We start from the raw sequence: 19,915 nt of genomic DNA on the forward strand, positions 1-19,915 counted from the left end.
TTGTATCCTCCTATTTAATTAATTCATTTAATATATCGACAACAGAATTTATTGCAATATCGACTTTTGTAATATCTTTTCCACCAGCCATTGCAAAGTCCCTTCTGCCTCCTCCATTTCCGCCTGTCTTAATAGCTACTTGCTTAACAATATCACCAGCGGAAACTTTATTTGTTAAATCTTTTGTAACAATAGTTAAAAAGTTTAATTTATCTTTATTTAGATTTGATAAAATTATTATTCCAGTACCTAGTTTATCTTTTAAAGTATCTCCTAAATTTCTAAATGTTTGTGTATCTAAATTTTCAAATTTATGAATAATCACTTTAATACCTTGAATTTCTTTAGCCTCATTTAATACTGTATTCAAATCTTTCTTACTATCTTTTTCTTTAAATGAAGTTATTTGTTTTTCTAGTGACTTAACTTCTTTTTGTATGTTTTCTATTCTATGAGTAATTTCATTTTTATCTGATTTTAAAATACTAGAAATATCATTTATTAAGTTTTCATTCGCTTTTAAATCTTCATATACAGATCTACCTGTTATTGCTTCAATTCTTCTTATCCCTGCTGCTACTGATGATTCAGATATTATTTTTAACATTTGAATGTCCGATGTAGAAACTACATGTGTTCCTCCACATAATTCTGTAGAGTATCCATTTCCAATATTAATTACTCTTACAACATCTTTATACTTGTCTTCAAATAGACCTATAGCTCCTAATTTTGTAGATTCTTCAAGAGTCATCTCTGAAGAATTTACTGGCATCCCTAAAGAAATTACATCATTAACAATATTTTGAACTTTTAATAGATCGTCTTTTGATATTGCTTCAAAATGGGTAATATCAAATCTTAACCTTTCTGAACTTACATATGACCCTGCTTGGTGCACATGATTTCCTAATACTTCCCTTAATGCTTTGTGTAGTAAATGAGTTGCTGTATGGTTTTTCATAGTATCTCTACGTCTTTGAATATCTACTTTCATTTCTACTTCTTCTTCTAATCTAAAGGTACCATTTTCAACCTCTACATGATGTAATATAGCATTATTTTTATTTTTAGTTGTATTTATAACTATAGCTTTTGAATCTTTGGTTTTTATAATTCCTTGATCTCCAACCTGACCACCACTTTCACCATAAAAACTTGACTCCTCAACCACTATTATACCCTTTTCTCCTGTTTTTATTTCACCAACAGAATTATCATTTACAAATATTCTTTTTATTTTAGATTTATTGTTTAGTAAGTTATAGCCTAAAAACTCTGTTGCTTCTAAACTTTTTATTTCTAAATTATCTTTGCTTGACCATCCAATATTATCTTCATTTCTAGATTCTCTAGATCTGTTTCGTTGTTCTTCCATCAGCATATTAAACTTTTCAATGTCTACAGACATATTATTTTCTTCTAATATTTCAACAGTTAAATCGATAGGAAATCCATAAGTGTCATAAAGTTTAAAAGCATCTTTACTATCTATAACCTTTAATTTGTTTGTATTAGCTTCTGCTATTATACTTTCTAAAATAACTAGCCCTTGATCTATAGTTTCTTGAAATTTGTTTTCTTCAGAATTTAAAATTTTAAAAATTCTTTCTTGTTCTTCTAATAATTCAGGATATTCAGACTTATATACTTCCATTACAACTTTAGAAACTTCAGTTATAAAATTTCCTTTTATACCTAATAATTTCCCATGTCTTGAAGCTCTTCTTAGAAGTCTTCTTAAAACATATCCTCTTCCCTCATTACTTGGAACAACGCCATCATAAACTAAAAAAGTTATTGCTCGTGCATGATCTGCTATTATTCTTATAGATATATCATCTTTATCGTTTTCTTTATACTTCTTGTTACTTAATTTCTCAATTTTAGAAATTATATCTTTGACTAAGCCTATTTCAAAAATATTGTCAGCATTTTCTAGAACCATTGTAATTCTTTCTAATCCCATGCCTGTATCAATATTCGGGTTTGCTAGTTTATGATATACACCATCTGAATCTTTATTAAATTGTGTAAATACTAAGTTCCAAACCTCTAGAAATCTATCACAGTCACACCCTGGTTTACAGTCTGGACTTCCACAACCATATTTTTCTCCTCTATCTACATGTATCTCTGAACATGGACCACAAGGCCCTACTTCAAGCTCCCAAAAATTATCTTCTTTTCCCAACCTAACAATTTTTTCTTCTGGAATTCCAATTTCATTCTTCCAAATATTATAAGCTTCATCATCTTCTTCATATACTGAAACCCAAAGAACTTCTTCTGGTATTTCCATTTTTTTATTTAAAAATTCCCAAGACCATTCTATAGCTTCTTTTTTAAAATAATCGCCAAATGAAAAATTCCCAAGCATTTCAAAAAAAGTGCCATGTCTTTGAGTTATTCCAACAGAATCTATATCTCCCGTTCTAATACATCTTTGAGAAGAACAGGCTCTATCTTTAGCCATTTTTAATTCACCAGTAAAATATTTTTTTAAAGGTGCCATACCTGCATTAACTAAAAGTAAGCTATTGTCATCCTGTGGAATTAACGGAAAACTCTTTAATACAATATGATCTTTTTCTTTAAAAAAATCTAAAAATTCTTTACGTATCTCATTTAAACCTAAATTTCTCATAAAACCTCACACTTATTTATTTTTATTTTCTTCATCTTCTATATTGTTAGTATTTAAAAAAAAGTTTTTTATATCATCTTTAAAATGTTGTAACACCACTTTCATAGTTGCAACTACAGGCACCGAAAATATCATACCTACAACTCCAAACATTCCAGCACCTACTACTAAACTAAGTAAAATTAAAAGTGGATTCAATCCAATTGTAGTTCCTAATATTTTAGGTGCTAATATATTATTTTCTAACCATTGAATAAATACAAATGCAACACCTACAATAACTGCTTTTATTGGGTTATCTATAAAAGCTATTATTACTGCTGGCGTAAATCCAAGGAATGGACCAATATAAGGTATTATATCTGCTATGCATGTTATAACGCCTATTACCAATGCATATTCTATCCCCATTATTAATAAAAATATAGCAGTTAATACTCCTACAGCTAACGCCATTAAAAGTCTACCTCTTATAAATTGAGAATTTACTCTATCTATGTCTTTAAATAGGATTAAGTAATTATCCCTATCTTTCTTAGGTATTAAATTTTTAGCTCCTTCTATATATTTTTCTTTATCTAATAGTAAATAAAAGGAAATTATCGGGATTAACACTATTCTAATTAAACTACTAGCAAGTCCACTAATTTTTTCGCCAAATTTTGCTGCAGTTTCTGGTAACTTAACTCTTATATTAGAAATAGCCTTTCCTATCATCCGTTCTATTTCTTCTGTGAAATTATTTAATTTCTCATTGTCAGAAAAGTTATCTTCAACAAACTCTATTACTGAATTAGATAAATCATTTAAAATAGTAGGAGCATTTCTTATGAAATTAAATAGCTGCTCTGTTATTTCTGGCATAATTATAGTTATCATCAATGCAAAAATTAAAATTACTAACAAGTATACTATTAGTATTGCATAAGCCCTTTTTATGCCTCTAGCTTCCAATTTCTTTACTAATGGATTAATTAAGTATGCTAATACTATAGAAATAAGTATAGTTACAATTGTAGAACCTAATATTGCATGTTTAGTAAATAAATATAATACTATTAGTATTAAAAAAACATATACTGCAGTTCTTTTTATAAAAGATTGTTCAAATCTTAATCTATTTCTTAAACTAATATTTTTATTACCAATATTAATTAAATAGTATATAGTCAAAGAGATAAAAACAACCAATAAAATTAATATAACATTTATCAATGTTTCCCTTACATCAAATGGCATACATACCTCCTTTTTGTTTTTAACATCTATTCTTATATTATATGATATATTAACAAAAAAATATAGGTAAGTCCTACCTATATTTTAATATACTACTTATAATTATTTAACTCTTTTGTTAATATCTATTAGTGTATCTACAACAAAATCTAACTCTTCTTTAGTATTTTCTATACCAATACTAAATCTTATAGCAGATTTTGAATCTTCCTCATTTAATTTCATTGCCTTTAATACATGTGAAGGTTCAATAGTTCCCGAAGTACAAGCAGATCCTGCTGAAGCAGCTATTCCATTTATATCTAAGGACATTAAAATAGACTCTGAATTCAAATTACCAAAAGATACATTTATATTGTTTGGTAATCTATTTAAAGAATCTCCGTTTAGTCTTAAATTTGGAATGTTATCTTTCAATCTATCAATAAAATAATCTCTTTTAGATTTTAATTTAGTTATCTTAATATCTTTATCTGTATTTGTAAGCTCAATAGCTTTTGCTAGACCAACTATATTTGCGACATTTTCTGTAGATGCTCTTTTCCCTCTTTCTTGCAATCCTCCGTGAATTAAATTTTCTATGTTAATACCATCTCTAATGTATAAAACCCCTATACCCTTTGGTCCATTAATTTTATGCCCTGAAATAGTCATTAAATCTATATTATTTTTATTAATATCTATATCTAATAACCCATAGGCTTGAACTGCATCTGTATGGAAAATAACACCATTTTCTTTTGCAATTTTTCCTATTTCTTCAATAGGTTGTATAGTTCCAACTTCATTATTTGCATACATTATAGATATTAATATAGTTTCTTTTTTTATTGAACTCTGTAATTCCTCGATATTAACTATGCCTTCTGAATCAACATCCAAATATGTTACTTCATATCCTTGTCTCTCTAGAAACTTACAAGTATTTAATACTGCTGGATGTTCAATTTTAGAAGTTATAATATGCTTTCCTTTTGTTTTGTAACTTTCAGCTATTCCCTTTAATGCCCAATTATCAGCTTCTGTTCCACTTGATGTGAAAAAAACTTCGCTTGGTTTGCATGACATATTTTTAGCCAATATCATTCTTGATTTTTCTATAGCAACTTTAGATTTTGTGCCTAAAGAATAAATGCTTGAAGGATTACCAAAATTATTTCTTAAATAGGGAATCATTGAATTAATAACATCTTCAAATGGTTTAGTTGTTGCAGCATTATCTAAATATATAATATCATTTATCATGACCTGTATTTACCTTTAACCATTTCATCTAATGTCATTTCATTTGCCTTGCGTGTTATTTCATTTGATATTTCTACCCAGACTCCTCTTGCAGGGCAAGATCCTTGTCTAGGACAATAATCTTCTTCAGTGGAGCATTCTGTGGTTCCGAAAAAATCTTCCAAATTTCTTAATATATCACCTATCGTTATATCTTTAGGGTTTTTAGTTAAAAAATAACCTCCTTGAGAACCTCTTATACTATCAACTAACCCACCTTTTTTTAGCCTTCTAATCAACTGTTCTAAATAGCTATTAGATAGTCCAGTAATTTTTGAAATTTCATTAAGAGATATTGGTTCACCCTCATAATTTTTACCAAGAACATACATAGCATGTAAACCATATCTTCCTCTTGTAGATAGTCTCATTTCATTCCTCCAATAATTACAAATTATAGCATATCCTACTAATTTAATCAAAATTAAAAAAGCCCTAAGATTAGGGCTTTTTTGTTTTATTCCAAATCAAGATATGTTCCGAACAATACGCCAATAGTTCCTGGACCTATATGGCATCCTATAACAGAAGATACTTCTTCAAATTTAACATCTATGTTGGGATATTTTTGTTGCATTTTTTCATATATATTCATTGCTTTTTCTTTATTATATACATATACAACAGATAAATACTTAATATCTTCTGGTATGAATGATTCTATTTTATTCATTGCTTTATTAAAGCCTCGAACTTTTTCTATTAATCCCAAAGAACCATCCTCCATTACAGATACTATAGGTTTTATATTTAATAAATCACCTATTGTCGCACTTGTTGAAGATAATCTTCCTCCTCTTTTTAAATACTCTAAGGATTCAGGAATAAAATATACACTTTGATTTTCTCTATGAATTTTAAGCCTTTTTAAAATTTCATCAATATCGAAATTTTTATTCCTTAATTCGACCACATATTCAACTTGTCTTTTTAAGTTTAGAGTTGTGGTTTTTGCATTATAAATATGTATTCTCTCATCGCCGATCATCTCTTTAGCTAAAATACAAGAGTTATAAGTGCCACTTAACTTTTCTGATATAGGCATAACTATAACAGCGTCAGGATTATTCTCTAATGCTTTATTAAAAATTTCTATTAACTTCCCAATCGGTGGTTGAGAAGTTGTAGGAAAATCCTCACTTTCTATAAATTTTTCATAAAACAAGTCATATTTAGTTGGATCTCCTTCCTCATATTCCTTGCCTTCAAAATTATAATATATTTGAAAGACATGTATATTTTCTTTTTCAATGTATTCTAACGGCAAGGTAGCCGTTGAATCAGTTACTATATTTATTTTCATTAAACTCTCCTAAGTTTAAAATAAGTCTATTGATTAATAGACTTATTTTACCACTATATTAAATATTTTCCCATTTACATAAATTATTTTAACAATATTTTTACCATCTAAATATTTATTAATAGATTCTATATCTTTAACTTGATTCATTATGTTTTCTTGGCTTTCGTCTTTAGAAACGGTTAATGTCGACCTTAATTTTCCATTTACTTGTATAGGTAATTCTATAGTACTATCAACGGTTTTCTTTTCATCATAAACTGGCCATGTTGTATTATAGATATGATTTTCAAATCCAATTCTTTCCCAAATTTCTTCAGTAATATGAGGAGCTACCGGATTTAGTAATATTAAAAATGTTTTTATGTCTAACTTAGAAATACTTCTATGAGCATTAAATTCATTTAAAAGTGTCATTAGCTGTGCAACAGCAGTATTAAACTTTAAGTTTTCAAAATCTTCAGTAATCTTTTTTATAGTTTTATGAATAATACTCTCTAATTCTTTTGTATATTCTTCTTTATCATTTACAATTCCTTGTAATTTCCAAACTTTTTCCAAAAACTTTCTACAGCCTTTAACTCCATTTTCTGACCATGGAACAGCTTTTTCAAAATCTCCTATAAACATTTCATATGTTCTTAAAGTATCGGCTCCAAAGTCCCTTATAATATCATCTGGATTAATAACATTACCTCTAGATTTAGACATTTTTTCACCGTTATTTCCAAGTATCATGCCATGGCTAGTTCTTTTCATATATGGTTCTTTTGTATTAACAACTCCTATGTCATAAAGAAATTTGTGCCAAAATCTTGAATATAGCAAATGCAATGTAGTGTGTTCCATACCCCCATTATACCAATCTACTGGAGCATAGTATTCAATACTTTCTTTACTTGCTAAAGCTTCTTTGTTTTTCGGATCTAAATATCTTAAATAGTACCATGATGAACCTGCCCATTGAGGCATAGTATCAGTTTCTCTTTTTGCAGGCTTTCCACATTTTGGACATATTGTATTCACATATGATTCTATTTTCGCAAGTGGTGATTCTCCATCATCTGTTGGTTCATATTCTTTTACTTCTGGAAGTTTAACTGGAAGTTCTTCTTCTGGTACTGCAACCCAACCACAATCTTCACAATAAACCAAAGGTATAGGCTCTCCCCAATATCTCTGACGCGTAAATACCCAATCCCTTAGTTTAAAATTAGTCTTTTTATAACCAAGTCCTTTATCTTCAATAAATTCAGCTATTTTTTCTTTAGCATCTTTTACTGATAATCCATCTAAAAATCCTGAATTAATCATTATACCTGTTTCTGTATCAGTATATGCTTCTTTTGATATATCTCCTCCTGATACAACTTCAACTATTGGTAAATTAAATTTTGTAGCAAATTCATAGTCTCTAGTATCATGAGCCGGAACTGCCATTATTGCACCTGTTCCATAAGTCATTAAAACATAATCTGAAATAAATATAGGAATTTCTTTACCAGTTGCTGGATTTATGGCTTTTATTCCTTTTAATTCAACACCTGTTTTACTTTTATTTAATTCAGTTCTTTCAAATTCTGATTTTTTTATAACTTCATTTTTATAATCTAAAATTTCATCAAAGTTATCTATTTTATTTTTGTATTTTTCTATTAGTGGATGCTCTACTGCTATAACCATGTAAGTAGCTCCAAAAACAGTATCTGGTCTAGTTGTATAAACTTTTAGTTTGTCTTCTGAATCTTTAATTAAAAAATCAAGTTCACATCCATAAGATCTTCCTATCCAATTTATTTGTTGAGATTTTATTTTTTCAGGATAGTCTACATCAGATAAATCATCTATAAGCCTATTAGCGTATTCTGTTATTTTTAACATCCATTGATTTTTAACTTTGTGTACTACTTCTGAACCACATCTTTCACAAGATCCATTTACTACTTCTTCATTGGCTAAACCTACTTTGCAACTAGGACACCAGTTAATTGGCATCTCTTTTTTATATGCCAAACCTTTTTCAAACATTTTTATAAAAATCCATTGAGTCCATTTGTAATAATTTGGATCTGTTGTGTTTATTTCCCTATCCCAATCAAAAGAAAGCCCTATTGATTTTAATTGCTCTTTAAATCTTTTAATATTTTTTTCTGTTATTATAGCTGGATGAACCTTGTTTTTTATAGCATAATTTTCTGCTGGTAGTCCAAACGCATCCCATCCCATAGGATATAATACATTTTGTCCTTGTAATCTTCTTTTTCTAGATACAATATCTAAAGCAGTATATGGTCTTGGATGACCAACGTGAAGTCCTTGTCCAGATGGATAAGGGAATTCTATCAAAGCATAGAATTTTTCCTTATTACTATCAATTTCTGTTTTAAATGGTTTTTCTTCATCCCAGTGTTTTTGCCATTTTTTTTCAATAGCATTAGGATTATACATCTCCATTAATTTCCTCCTTTTGAAATAAAAAAACTCTCATCTCTGTTTAAGAGACGAAAGTTATATTCGCGGTACCACTCTTATTGGTTAAAACCCTCTTGTGTACATTTAACGGTGTCCCGTCTATTATTTGATATATGAACAAGTTCAATTATAGTGTAATATAACTTTTCAGCAACCAGCTACTCTCTTGAAAACACTAATTAATTTACTACTTTCATACATAATACTTTTATTAAATTTCTTCTGAAATTATATCATTTATCTAGACTAAAATCAATTATTCTAACTCATCTTTAAGTAGTTCTAATAAAATTTTCATTTCATCTTCTGTAAAAGTTACACCTTTGCTCATTCTTGTATGATCTGGATTCCATTCTCTTATATCATACTTAGCCTCTCTTTCACTCCAACTTACTAAATTTAGTTCTTTCCTCCATCCCTTTGCATTTTCTGATAATATCCCAATATTTTCTACTATTTCAAATTTAAATTCCGACATTTTTTCCTCCTACATTATATAATTATTCTTATTTTCCGGTAATGACATCAAAAGTATTTCTTTTAACTCTTTTCTTAATTTTTCAAGTTTTTTTACATCATTAAATACTTCATTTAAAATTTTATTATTATCTTTCATGTTTCTAGTTTCATTTTTCACTTTTTCTATAGATTTTTTTAAAATTTTCTCGTCAATTGTTCCTATTTCTAACTTACTATAAAATTTTTTCTTAGCAATATCTTCATATAGCTTTAATAACCTTAAATTTTTATCTTTATATGCCTTTCTTGATTTATCCAATAAATCTTTTACAAAATTAAACTCATCGTTATATAAATAATTACATAATAAATATTCATTGTTTAAAAAAATCTCTTTGCATTTTTTTAATTCACCTATTGAGTTAACTTTTTTGTTAGTTTTGGACTTATTTAAGTCCTCACTGTAGAAAAATTCATTCTTCACTTGTTCATTTATTATCTGCAAAAAACTAGAGTCGTAGTTCTCATTTAGAAAAATATATTTTTGTAATAATTCTACCTCTCTCATTCTAAATAAAATATCTTTTTCTATAAATTTTTTCTCTAGCTCTAAATCCTCAATTTGTTCTTTGATATTGGTATATTTTTCTCTATCATAAATTTGAGCCTTTAATTCTTTTAATAAAGTATTTTTATTCATCTCATCCCAACTTTCAATAAATAGTTTAACATTTTATTAAAAAAAGACAAGTTTATAGAAAATAAAAAACACATATGTTAAAATTACTTTGAGGTGAAAGTAATGAAGAACAATAAAAAAATAGTTAGAATAGTTTCTTTGCTCTTAATTATAGTTATGGTTGTACCACTTATTTATACTCTTATTTCATTATGATAATAAAAGAAATAATATTTAAGGATACATTAAATTTTTTTGAAATAATTACTGATACTGACTATTCTTATTTTGCAGATTGTAACTTATATAATGATTTGAATTTGTCAGTTGGTATGGTTTTATCTGAAAAACTTATTAAGTCTTTAGAAGCATTTACTGAAAAACAAAAATTAATTAGCAAAATATTAAATTATATAAGCTATAGAAATAGAACCGAAAAAGAAATTTATGATAGATTAAAAAAAGAAACCAATGATGAACATGTTATAGAAAATGTTATATATTATCTTAAGTCTATAACCCTAATTGATGATATTAACTTTGCTAAATCATTTTATGACAATAAAAGAAGACTAAATAATTGGAGTTCAAAAAAAATATTGTATGAATTAAAATTTAAAGGTATCAATAATTTTGATTTAAATGAATATTTTGATGATGTTTATGATGTAGACTATAGTAATGCAAAATTTTTTATAGACAAAAAAATAAATTCTTGGACAAAAAAATATGATAAATATAAATTAAAAAGTAAAATGTATAGCTTTTTAACACAAAAAGGATTTGACTATAATATTGTAAATTCTATTATTGAGGAATACCTAAAATGAATTATGTATATATTCTGGAATGTATAGATGGTACTTTATATACAGGTTGGACTAATGATATTGAAAGAAGGCTAATTTCACACAATATCGGAAAAGGTGCTAAATATACAAGAGGCAGAACTCCTGTTAAGCTTATTTATATAGAAAAATATCCTACTAAAGTAGAAGCTATGAAAAGAGAGTTTCAAATAAAAAAATTTACTAGACAAAAGAAATTACATTTAATAGAAAAAAATAGTAGAACTTAAAGTTCTACTATTTTTTATATTCAATTGTATCTAAACCTTCTCCTATTTCATTTTTAGAGTAAAATACCACTATACAGCCTGGGCCTGTGTGTGCAGTTATTGTGGAGCCTATATCCCCTAGAATAATATCCGTATATCCTATCTCATTGGATAAAATATCTTTTAGTTCAATTGCATAGTCCTCTACTCCTGAATGAAAAACAGCTATTGTTTGATTTCCTAATACTTTATTATTTTGTGTATTCTTTTTTATTAAGTCTATAATTTTTTTATAAACTTGTTTCAAACCCCTTTTTTTGTCTATTCCTATTAAAATTCCATTTTCTTTATCTACTGTCAACAAAGGTTTTATATTAAGCATCCCTCCTAATATTTTTTGAGTTGCTGTAACTCGACCACCTCTGTATAAATATTTCATATCGTCAACCGTGAAGTAATGATCTGTATTATCACACAATTCATGAATTTTACTTATAATTTCTTTAGTTTTAAAACCTCGTTTAATCATCATTGATGCTCTCAATGCTATTAAAGATATAGCAAAAGAAGCACATTTTGAATTTATTACATAAATTGGAGCATTAGGATTATCCTCCAAAATATCATTTGCTGCCATCATTCCCGAAGCATAGCATCCTGAAATACCTCCGGATAAGGATAAATAAACAATTTCATTTCCTCTATCTAATTCTTGATTAAATTTAATATGAAATTGTTCATATGAAACTTGAGATGTTGTAAAAACTTCATCATTTTTCATTCTACTAACTAACTCTTTTGGTTTTAAATTTAATCCATCAATATATTCAACTCCATTTGATATAACAGTTAATGGCAAAATAGATATATCATTTTTTTCTGCTATTTCAATAGGCATATCACTACCTGAATCTAATATTATTTTTAATGTCATAGAATACTCCTTTAAATCAACTAACTTTTAAATACAAGTATAACATAAACATATAGATATCAATAATATTAGTAAATTGTTATATATAATTTCAAAAAAGACATGTCCATTTATAAGTATTGGCAAATAATTTGACCATTTTATTTCATTAAAGTATAATGTTTATATTATTTTCAGGAGGCAATTAATGTCAAAGCTCATTATACCTGACGGATACAAGTCAGACTTAAATCTTTTAGAAACACAAAAAGCAATCAAATTAATTAAAGACTTTTTCGAGAAAAATCTTGCTGAATCACTAAATTTGACTAGAGTTTCTGCTCCATTATTTGTGGAGTCTAATTCTGGATTAAATGATAACTTAAGTGGTACCGAAATTCCTGTTCACTTCAAGGTAAGAAACGGAAAATCTAATATGAATTTAGAGATAGTTCATTCACTAGCTAAATGGAAAAGAAATGCTTTAAAAGAATATAACATACAAGTTGGAAGCGGAATATATGCAGATATGGATGCTATTAGAGCTTGTGAAACTTGTGATAATACCCATTCTTTTTATGTTGACCAATGGGATTGGGAAAAAGCCATTTCTGAAAAAGATAGAAATAAAGAATATTTAATAAGTACCGTTAAAGTTATTTATAATATACTTTTAAATACACAAAAAATGTTAATGGAACATTATCCTAATTATAAGCCCTTATTAAGTGAAAAACTCAACATAGTTACAACTCAACAATTAGAAGATTTATATCCTTCTTTATCTCCAGAAGATAGAGAAAGAGAATATTGTAAAAATAACGGTTCTATGTTCTTACTAGGTATTGGAGAAAAATTAAATTCTGGAATACCTCATGATTTGCGTGCTCCTGATTATGACGATTGGAGATTGAATGGCGATATAATTGTTTGGAATCCAATACTTAATGATGCCTTAGAACTTTCTTCTATGGGAATACGTGTAAACAAAGAATCATTAAAATATCAGTTAGAGATATCTAATACTCTAGATAGATTGGAGTTAGATTTCCATAAAAATTTATTAAATGACTTGTATCCTCAAGCTATAGGTGGTGGAATTGGTCAATCAAGATTATGCATGTTTTTCCTACAAAAAGCTCATATTGGAGAAGTTCAATCAAGTATTTGGCCAGAAGATATGATTGAAAAATGCAAAGAAAATAAAATAAACCTTTTGTAAGCTCTATTTATAGAGCTTATTTATTTTTGTAGAATATTGAAAAATATAATGTATAATAGTAATATGAATATGTGATAAGTAGAGGTGTGTTTATGATAAGATTTATAATAATTTCAGATTCGACAGGAGAAACTTGTGAACAAGTAATAAACGCTTCCATAGCACAATTTGATGTTGGAGCAAAATCTTTTAATAGATTTTCTCATGTTAGGGATGTTGTTACTCTAAATAATATCTTTGATAAAATAGAAAAAAAGGAGAATACAATAGTATTTTATTCCTTAGTCGACGAAAGTCTAATTGAGACCATGAAAAAAAATTGTGACTTAAAAGGACTCATGTGCGTTGATGTATTAACTCCTTCAATTGTCGCTATTGAAAGAATAACTAGTCAAGTATCTAAAACGAAGCCAGGTGCTCTAAGAAGTCTTGATGCTCAATATTTTAAAAGAGTTGACGCTATAGACTTTGCTGTCCGTTATGATGACGGAAAAGATCCTAGAGGTGTTCTTAGCGCAGATATAACTATACTTGGAGTATCTAGAACTTCAAAAACTCCATTATCAATGTATCTTGCAAATAAAAACTATAGAGTGGCAAATATTCCTTTAGTTCCAGAAACACCAATTCCAAAAGAAATATTTGAAATTCCTGCAAAAAAAATTATTGGTCTTACAAATTCTCCTGGAAAATTAAATATTATTCGTAAATCTAGACTTGAATCTTTAGGTTTACCCTCTAACTCCTCTTATTCAAATGTTGATAGAATATTAACTGAATTAGAGTACGCAGATTCAATCTTAAAAAAAGTCGGCTGTCCAATAATTGATGTTTCTGAAAGAGCTATAGAAGAAACAGCAGATATTATTATTAGACATCTAAAAAAAATTAATAATGAAATATAGGGGTGTGGTTATGACTAAAAAATATGTTTATGATTTTAGTGAAGGCAACAAGGACATGAGAAGTTTATTGGGAGGAAAAGGTGCTAACCTAGCTGAAATGACTTGCTTAGGTTTAAGTGTACCTCCTGGGTTTACTATTACTACTGAAGCTTGTAACAGATATTATGAAGAAAATCAGTCATTATGGGATGAATTGTTAGATGAAATAAATTTACATATCTCATCTACAGAAGAAAAATTAAATAAACGATTTTCAGATGAAGATAATCCCCTATTATTTTCTGTAAGGAGTGGCGCTGTATTTTCAATGCCAGGAATGATGGATACTATTTTAAATCTTGGTTTAAATGATAAATCCGTTATTGGTCTAGCTAAGTCTACTGAAAACAAAAGATTTGCTTATGATTCTTACAGACGTTTTATACAAATGTTTGCAGATGTTGCTATGGAAGTTCCGAAAGTACATTTTGAAACAGCTTTAGAAAACATGAAAGAAAAAAGAAATGTCGAATTAGATAGTGACCTTAATTCTGAAGATTTAGAAGAATTAGTGGGAACTTTTAAAAATATTTATAAAGAAGAATTAAATGAGGAATTCCCTCAAGATCCACTAGTACAACTAAAATATGCTATTGAAGCAGTTTTTAGATCTTGGAATAATCCTAGAGCAGAAATTTACAGGAAACTTCATAATATTGACAGTTCTCTAGGAACCGCTGTAAATGTTCAATCAATGGTATTTGGTAATATGGGAGATACTTCTGGTACTGGAGTAGCTTTCTCTAGGAACCCAGCTACTGGAGAAAACAAATTATTCGGTGAATATTTAATTAACGCTCAAGGAGAAGATGTTGTTGCTGGTATTAGAACTCCAGAACATATATCTACTCTTCATGAAATAATGCCTGAAGTTTATGATGAGTTTTTAAGTACTGCTAATAAATTAGAACATCATTATAAAGATATGCAAGATTTAGAATTTACTATTGAAAATGGTAAATTATTTATTTTACAAACAAGAAGTGGGAAAAGAACTGCTCAAGCTGCTTTAAATGTAGCTGTAGATTTAGTAAAAGAAGGTTTAATTACTAAAGAAGAAGCTATTATGAGAATAGAACCTAATAGTTTAAATCAACTGCTACACCCTACTTTTGACACTGAACAGTTAGAAAAAGCTGAAATTTTATCTAAGGGTTTAGCTGCTTCTCCTGGTGCTGCTTCAGGGAAGATTTATTTCAACGCTGAAGATGTTGTTGAAGCTTCAAAAAAAGGTGAAAAAACTATTTTGGTTAGACAAGAAACCTCCCCTGAAGATATAGAAGGAATGATTTCAGCACAAGGTATACTTACTGCTAGAGGTGGTATGACATCTCATGCTGCTGTAGTTGCTAGGGGCATGGGAAAATGTTGTGTCGCTGGTGCAAGTGAAGTTATGGTTGATGAATCTCAAAAAATTGTAAGATGCAAAGATGTTATTCTTAAAGAAGGAGATACAATTTCCCTTAATGGTAATAACGGTACTATTTATATTGGAAATATAGATAAAGTAGACCCTGCTCTATCTGGAAGCTTTGAGACTTTTATGAGTTGGGTTGATGAAGTAAGAGATATGAAGGTTAGAACAAATGCAGATTCACCTAAAGATGCTGCTCAAGCTATAAAATTTGGAGCTGAAGGAATTGGTTTAACTAGAACGGAGCATATGTTCTTTAATGAAGATAGGATTCCCGTTGTCCGTGAAATGATTTTATCTAAAACTACTGAACAAAGAAAAAATGCTTTAGAAAAAATTAGACCTATGCAAGAAAATGATTTTTACGAAATCTATAAAGTTATGCAAGAACGTCCAGTTACTATAAGATTATTAGATCCACCTCTTCATGAGTTCTTACCTACAGAAAAGAAAGATATTGAAAATCTTGCAAAAGAAATGGGATTAACTTACGAAGAAGTAAATGATACTGTTAGAGATTTACATGAGGTAAACCCTATGCTTGGTCACAGAGGTTGTAGACTTGCTGTTACTTATCCTGAAATTTATAGAATGCAAGCCAGAGCAATAATATCAGCAGCATTAAAGCATCAAAAAGAAGGATTAAATATAGTTCCTGAAATAATGATTCCTTTAGTTGGTGATGTTAAAGAATTAGTATATGTTAAAAATGAAATAATCGAAGAAATAAACTTAGTTTTTGAAGAAAATTCTTCTTCTTTAGAATATCACATAGGTACTATGATAGAAGTTCCTAGAGCTGCATTACTTGCAGATGAAATTGCAAAAGAAGCTGATTTCTTTAGTTTCGGTACCAATGATATGACACAAATGGCCTTTGGTTTTTCAAGAGATGATGCTGGTAAATTCTTAGGTGAATATGAAGAAAAGAAAATATACCCAAGAAGTCCTTTTGAAACCCTAGATCAAAAAGGTGTTGGAAAATTAATGGAAATTGCAGTATCTGAAGGTAAAAAATCTAATGATAAATTACATTTAGGTATTTGTGGAGAACATGGTGGTGAGCCTAGTTCAATAGAATTTTGTTATAAATTAGGTTTAGATTATGTATCTTGTTCACCATATAGGGTTCCTATAGCTAGACTTACTGTTGCTCAAACAACTATAAAAAGTAAAAATGAAAATTATGGACATATAGATAAATAAAAAAAGAGCCTTTTGGCTCTTTTTTTATTTATCTTCATAAACTATTTTACCTTCACATATTGTATATTTAACTTTACCTTTTAAAGTCTCTCCTATAAATGGAGAATTAGTTGATTTTGATAAAAAATCTTTTACTTCCCAGCTTTCATCTTTATCAAATATTACTATATCAGCAGTACAATTCTCCTCTATTATTCCTTTATTTAATTTATAAATATCTGAGGGATTAACGGACATCTTATTTATTAATTCTTCTAAAGAAATAATATTCTCTTCAACTAAATTCGTTACTCCTAAAGCTAAAGATGTTTCTAAGCCAATTAATCCACTTGGTGAATTCATTAGTCCCCTATTTTTTTCTTCCATAGAATGTGGTGCATGATCTGTCGCTATTACTTCGATAGTTCCGTCTCTTAATCCTTCAAGTATTTTATTTTGGTGATACTTTGTTCTAATAGGTGGATTACATTTTGCCAAACTCTTTTTTTCAATAACAATATCATCTGTTAATGTAAAATGATGTGGTGTTACTTCTGCATGTATATTAGCTCCTAGTTTTTTAAATAAACGAATAATATCAACAGAATCTCCTGATGAAATATGTTGTAAAGTAATACTTGCTCCCGTTGATAATGCTAAGGCACAATCTCTTGCAACTAAAACATCTTCAGCTATGCTAGGAGCTCCTTCTACCCCAAGTTTTTTTGATACTTCTCCTTTGTTTACTCCTAAACTTCCTATTAAATTTGGGTCTTCTTCATGAAAACTTAAAATCATATCCAGTTCTTTATCATTTTCCATTGCTTTCAAAACTATACCGCTATCTGATAAAGGCAAGCCATCATCTGTAAATAGTATTGCTCCTTCTTCTTTCATTAATTTCATATCAACTAGTTCTTTACCATTAAATCCATTTGAAATGGCTGATGCAAATAATACATTAATTTTTTCATATTTTGACTTATTTATACAGTATTTTAATGTTTCTATATTATCTATAATAGGATTTGTATTAGCCATACAAATCACAGTTGTAAACCCTCCTTTTGCAGCTGCTAATGCTCCAGTATGAATGTCTTCCTTGTACTCTTGACCTGGTTCTCTAAAATGAACGTGTGTGTCAATCAGTCCTGGTGCTACTATCAAACCTTCTGCGTTTATTATTTTATAGTTAGAATCTTCAATTATATTTCCAATTTTTACTATTTTACCACTATCAATTAAAATATCTAACCTCGCATTTATATTATTTTTAGGACTTATAACAAATCCATCTTTTATAAGTATCATAATTTTCCCTCCTCAATAATTTAATGTATTTATAACCCAACTCTTAAAACTTTCTAAAGATTTTCCATCATTAATAAAGTGTTTGGTATCTTTTAATATGGATAACTTAGAATTATATGTTTTGCAAAAATTATTTATTGTATCAATTTCTACAATTTCATCTTTTTCCCCATATAAAATATTAGTTTTTACATTCCATTTTTCTATAGGATTTTCTTTTACAAATACATAATAATCCCAATACAAAGTTTCTCCTATTTGTGTGTCTATAATTTGTTCTTTTTTTAACATTTCTTCTGTTATATTTTCCCAGTTCATCATATTTTTTATAAGTTGGTACATATCTACAACAGGAGAAACCAACAAAGCTTGATTAAGCTTTTTGTTTTTATATGCCATTAGTGAAAAATAAGATCCTAAGCTGACAGAGAATAAACTAATATTTTTCCATCTTGTACTCACATAATCATATACTATTTCTAAATCTATCATACTATTTTGTACTTTTAATAAAGTATTTTCATTTAACCTATCTCCATGTTTTGCTAAATCAAAACTTAAAACTTGATACCCATAACCTACTACAATTTCTACAAAATTTTTTATAATTTTATCTTTTCTATTAGACATATTCCCATGGACTGCTATGAACACTTTATCATTTTTATCTCCCCATAAAGTTGCTGGAATATAATCAATTTTAAAATCTACTGTTTTCATAATTCTCCTAAATAATTAATTCATATCTATATCTTACTATAAATTACTCACTATTTAAATTTACAAATAAAAAGAGCCTTTTTAGGCTCTTATAATAATTTTTCTCTTTGCTCTTCTGGAGATAATGTAGATAAATATGATAACGGTACATCAAATACTGTTATAGCTCCTATCTTCCCATCTTTCCTCATTTTATAAACAGCTCTAGCAAATGTAACATTTACTGCTGATGTAAATTCTGGATTACTTTCTAATTTCAAACTAAATTCATATATTTGGTTTGTATTATTTGAAGTATTTCCCAGTCTAATAACTTTACCACCGTGTGGCATTCCAGTATAATTTCTATTAAATTCTTCTTCTGAAATAAAATGAACAAAAGTATCATACTCTGAAAAATAATTAGGCATATTAACTATTTGATTTTCTATTTCTTTTAAATCTACATCTTCATATGTTACAACATAGCATTCTCTAATATGTTTTTCTCTAGTTGAAAATTTACACCTTTCTCCATCTTTTATTCTATTCACCGCATCTTCTACTGGTATAGTGTATTGAACAGCGTTTTTGACCCCTTTTATTCTCCTAATAGCATCTCCATGACCTTGGCTTACTCCTTTACCCCAGAAAGTGTAAGTCTCACCTTCAGGAAGTATAGCTTCAGATAATAATCTATTCATAGAGAACAATCCTGGATCCCATCCAGTAGAAATAATTGATAGATTATTTCCTTCCTTCGCTGCAGCTTCGATACTTTCAAAGTATTCAGGAATTTTTGCATGTGTATCAAAACTATCAACAGTGTTAAAGTATTTAGAGATCTCTGGCCCTTGCAATTTTAAATCTGTGGCTGAACCACCACAAAGTATGCAAACATCTATTTTGTCTTTAAAATCTAAAATATCATCTATATGGTAAATATTAACATCTGAATCTATTGTAGAAGGATTCCTTCTGCTAAACACTCCTACTAATTCCATATCTTTTGAAAGATTTACAGCTTTTACTGCACCCTTACCTAAATTTCCATAACCTACTATTCCTATTTTTATTTTTTCCATTA

General features: G+C 28.4%; 17 protein-coding genes and 1 other annotated feature. Of the genes, 5 read left to right on the plus strand and 12 right to left on the minus strand.

Annotated features, from left to right (window positions below; genetic code table 11):
- Positions 1 to 10 precede the first annotated feature (10 nt).
- From alaS to CS899_RS01720, 8 genes are all read right to left on the minus strand, one after another.
- On the minus strand, positions 11 to 2,647 hold the full coding sequence (alaS, locus tag CS899_RS01685) for an alanine--tRNA ligase (protein WP_099203231.1): 2,637 nt from the start codon (positions 2,645 to 2,647) through the stop codon (positions 11 to 13).
- Between the two features lie 12 nt (positions 2,648 to 2,659).
- Positions 2,660 to 3,886 carry an AI-2E family transporter gene (locus CS899_RS01690; RefSeq protein WP_099203232.1) on the minus strand — a complete coding sequence of 409 codons (1,227 nt, stop codon included), beginning with the start codon at positions 3,884 to 3,886 and terminating at the stop codon, positions 2,660 to 2,662.
- Between the two features lie 102 nt (positions 3,887 to 3,988).
- Positions 3,989 to 5,131, minus strand: a complete 1,143-nt coding sequence (locus tag CS899_RS01695; RefSeq protein ID WP_207204720.1) for a cysteine desulfurase family protein — start codon at positions 5,129 to 5,131, stop codon at positions 3,989 to 3,991.
- Positions 5,128 to 5,541, minus strand: a complete 414-nt coding sequence (locus CS899_RS01700; RefSeq protein ID WP_099203233.1) for an RrF2 family transcriptional regulator — start codon at positions 5,539 to 5,541, stop codon at positions 5,128 to 5,130. The genes CS899_RS01695 and CS899_RS01700 overlap by 4 nt, the downstream gene beginning before the upstream one ends.
- Before the next feature lie 86 nt (positions 5,542 to 5,627).
- Positions 5,628 to 6,473, minus strand: a complete 846-nt coding sequence (locus tag CS899_RS01705; RefSeq protein ID WP_099203234.1) for a DegV family protein — start codon at positions 6,471 to 6,473, stop codon at positions 5,628 to 5,630.
- 42 nt (positions 6,474 to 6,515) lie between these two features.
- A complete protein-coding gene (leuS, locus tag CS899_RS01710) occupies positions 6,516 to 8,927 on the minus strand; it encodes a leucine--tRNA ligase (RefSeq protein ID WP_099203235.1) in 2,412 nt (803 codons plus the stop codon).
- Positions 8,928 to 8,967: 40 nt separating this feature from the next.
- Positions 8,968 to 9,155, minus strand: a binding site (T-box leader).
- Positions 9,156 to 9,201: 46 nt separating this feature from the next.
- The gene (locus CS899_RS01715; protein WP_099203236.1) at positions 9,202 to 9,423 is read right to left on the minus strand and encodes a YdbC family protein; all 222 of its coding nucleotides are present in this window, start codon (positions 9,421 to 9,423) and stop codon (positions 9,202 to 9,204) included.
- Positions 9,424 to 9,432: 9 nt separating this feature from the next.
- On the minus strand, positions 9,433 to 10,104 hold the full coding sequence (locus tag CS899_RS01720) for a hypothetical protein (protein ID WP_099203237.1): 672 nt from the start codon (positions 10,102 to 10,104) through the stop codon (positions 9,433 to 9,435).
- Between the two features lie 191 nt (positions 10,105 to 10,295).
- On the opposite strand from CS899_RS01720, the gene CS899_RS01725 reads away from it, so the two are divergent.
- Both CS899_RS01725 and CS899_RS01730 read left to right on the plus strand, forming a co-directional pair.
- Complete coding sequence (locus tag CS899_RS01725; protein ID WP_099203238.1) at positions 10,296 to 10,913, plus strand: regulatory protein RecX; 618 nt, start codon at positions 10,296 to 10,298, stop codon at positions 10,911 to 10,913.
- Positions 10,910 to 11,161: a GIY-YIG nuclease family protein gene (locus CS899_RS01730; protein ID WP_099203239.1), complete on the plus strand. Its 252-nt coding sequence runs from the start codon at positions 10,910 to 10,912 to the stop codon at positions 11,159 to 11,161. The genes CS899_RS01725 and CS899_RS01730 overlap by 4 nt, the downstream gene beginning before the upstream one ends.
- 7 nt (positions 11,162 to 11,168) lie before the next feature.
- On the opposite strand, the gene CS899_RS01735 is transcribed toward CS899_RS01730, so the two are convergent.
- The gene (locus CS899_RS01735; RefSeq protein WP_099203240.1) at positions 11,169 to 12,074 is read right to left on the minus strand and encodes a DegV family protein; all 906 of its coding nucleotides are present in this window, start codon (positions 12,072 to 12,074) and stop codon (positions 11,169 to 11,171) included.
- A 187-nt stretch (positions 12,075 to 12,261) separates the two neighbouring features.
- On the opposite strand from CS899_RS01735, the gene asnA reads away from it, so the two are divergent.
- The 3 genes from asnA to ppdK all read left to right on the plus strand — a co-directional run bounded on the left by asnA (position 12,262) and on the right by ppdK (position 16,839).
- Positions 12,262 to 13,275, plus strand: a complete 1,014-nt coding sequence (gene asnA, locus CS899_RS01740; protein WP_099203241.1) for an aspartate--ammonia ligase — start codon at positions 12,262 to 12,264, stop codon at positions 13,273 to 13,275.
- A 92-nt stretch (positions 13,276 to 13,367) separates the two neighbouring features.
- Positions 13,368 to 14,180: a pyruvate, water dikinase regulatory protein gene (locus CS899_RS01745; protein ID WP_099203242.1), complete on the plus strand. Its 813-nt coding sequence runs from the start codon at positions 13,368 to 13,370 to the stop codon at positions 14,178 to 14,180.
- Positions 14,181 to 14,190: 10 nt separating this feature from the next.
- Complete coding sequence (ppdK, locus tag CS899_RS01750; RefSeq protein WP_099203243.1) at positions 14,191 to 16,839, plus strand: pyruvate, phosphate dikinase; 2,649 nt, start codon at positions 14,191 to 14,193, stop codon at positions 16,837 to 16,839.
- Positions 16,840 to 16,863: 24 nt separating this feature from the next.
- Here ppdK and CS899_RS01755 read toward each other — a convergent pair whose 3' ends face one another.
- The 3 genes from CS899_RS01755 to CS899_RS01765 all read right to left on the minus strand — a co-directional run bounded on the left by CS899_RS01755 (position 16,864) and on the right by CS899_RS01765 (position 19,913).
- The gene (locus CS899_RS01755) at positions 16,864 to 18,129 is read right to left on the minus strand and encodes a dihydroorotase (protein WP_099203244.1); all 1,266 of its coding nucleotides are present in this window, start codon (positions 18,127 to 18,129) and stop codon (positions 16,864 to 16,866) included.
- 12 nt (positions 18,130 to 18,141) lie between these two features.
- Positions 18,142 to 18,849 carry an alpha/beta hydrolase gene (locus CS899_RS01760; RefSeq protein ID WP_099203245.1) on the minus strand — a complete coding sequence of 236 codons (708 nt, stop codon included), beginning with the start codon at positions 18,847 to 18,849 and terminating at the stop codon, positions 18,142 to 18,144.
- Positions 18,850 to 18,938: 89 nt separating this feature from the next.
- Entirely contained in the window at positions 18,939 to 19,913 is a 975-nt protein-coding gene (locus tag CS899_RS01765) for a diaminopimelate dehydrogenase (protein WP_099203246.1), read from the minus strand.
- Positions 19,914 to 19,915 lie beyond the last annotated feature (2 nt).

The sequence above is a fragment of the Miniphocaeibacter massiliensis genome, assembly GCF_900232905.1.
GTDB classification, from domain to species: Bacteria; Bacillota; Clostridia; order Tissierellales; family Peptoniphilaceae; genus Miniphocaeibacter; species Miniphocaeibacter massiliensis.

Bases quoted from the DNA above. Each gene is read 5' to 3' on its own strand.
- alaS (WP_099203231.1), bottom strand. From the start codon at position 2,647: ATGAGAAATTTAGGTTTAAATGAGATACGTAAAGAATTTTTAGATTTT.
- CS899_RS01690 (WP_099203232.1), bottom strand. From the start codon at position 3,886: ATGCCATTTGATGTAAGGGAAACATTGATAAATGTTATATTAATTTTA.
- CS899_RS01695 (WP_207204720.1), bottom strand. From the start codon at position 5,131: ATGATAAATGATATTATATATTTAGATAATGCTGCAACAACTAAACCA.
- CS899_RS01700 (WP_099203233.1), bottom strand. From the start codon at position 5,541: ATGAGACTATCTACAAGAGGAAGATATGGTTTACATGCTATGTATGTT.
- CS899_RS01705 (WP_099203234.1), bottom strand. From the start codon at position 6,473: ATGAAAATAAATATAGTAACTGATTCAACGGCTACCTTGCCGTTAGAA.
- leuS (WP_099203235.1), bottom strand. From the start codon at position 8,927: ATGGAGATGTATAATCCTAATGCTATTGAAAAAAAATGGCAAAAACAC.
- CS899_RS01715 (WP_099203236.1), bottom strand. From the start codon at position 9,423: ATGTCGGAATTTAAATTTGAAATAGTAGAAAATATTGGGATATTATCA.
- CS899_RS01720 (WP_099203237.1), bottom strand. From the start codon at position 10,104: ATGAATAAAAATACTTTATTAAAAGAATTAAAGGCTCAAATTTATGAT.
- CS899_RS01725 (WP_099203238.1), top strand. From the start codon at position 10,296: ATGATAATAAAAGAAATAATATTTAAGGATACATTAAATTTTTTTGAA.
- CS899_RS01730 (WP_099203239.1), top strand. From the start codon at position 10,910: ATGAATTATGTATATATTCTGGAATGTATAGATGGTACTTTATATACA.
- CS899_RS01735 (WP_099203240.1), bottom strand. From the start codon at position 12,074: ATGACATTAAAAATAATATTAGATTCAGGTAGTGATATGCCTATTGAA.
- asnA (WP_099203241.1), top strand. From the start codon at position 12,262: ATGTCAAAGCTCATTATACCTGACGGATACAAGTCAGACTTAAATCTT.
- CS899_RS01745 (WP_099203242.1), top strand. From the start codon at position 13,368: ATGATAAGATTTATAATAATTTCAGATTCGACAGGAGAAACTTGTGAA.
- ppdK (WP_099203243.1), top strand. From the start codon at position 14,191: ATGACTAAAAAATATGTTTATGATTTTAGTGAAGGCAACAAGGACATG.
- CS899_RS01755 (WP_099203244.1), bottom strand. From the start codon at position 18,129: ATGATACTTATAAAAGATGGATTTGTTATAAGTCCTAAAAATAATATA.
- CS899_RS01760 (WP_099203245.1), bottom strand. From the start codon at position 18,849: ATGAAAACAGTAGATTTTAAAATTGATTATATTCCAGCAACTTTATGG.
- CS899_RS01765 (WP_099203246.1), bottom strand. From the start codon at position 19,913: ATGGAAAAAATAAAAATAGGAATAGTAGGTTATGGAAATTTAGGTAAG.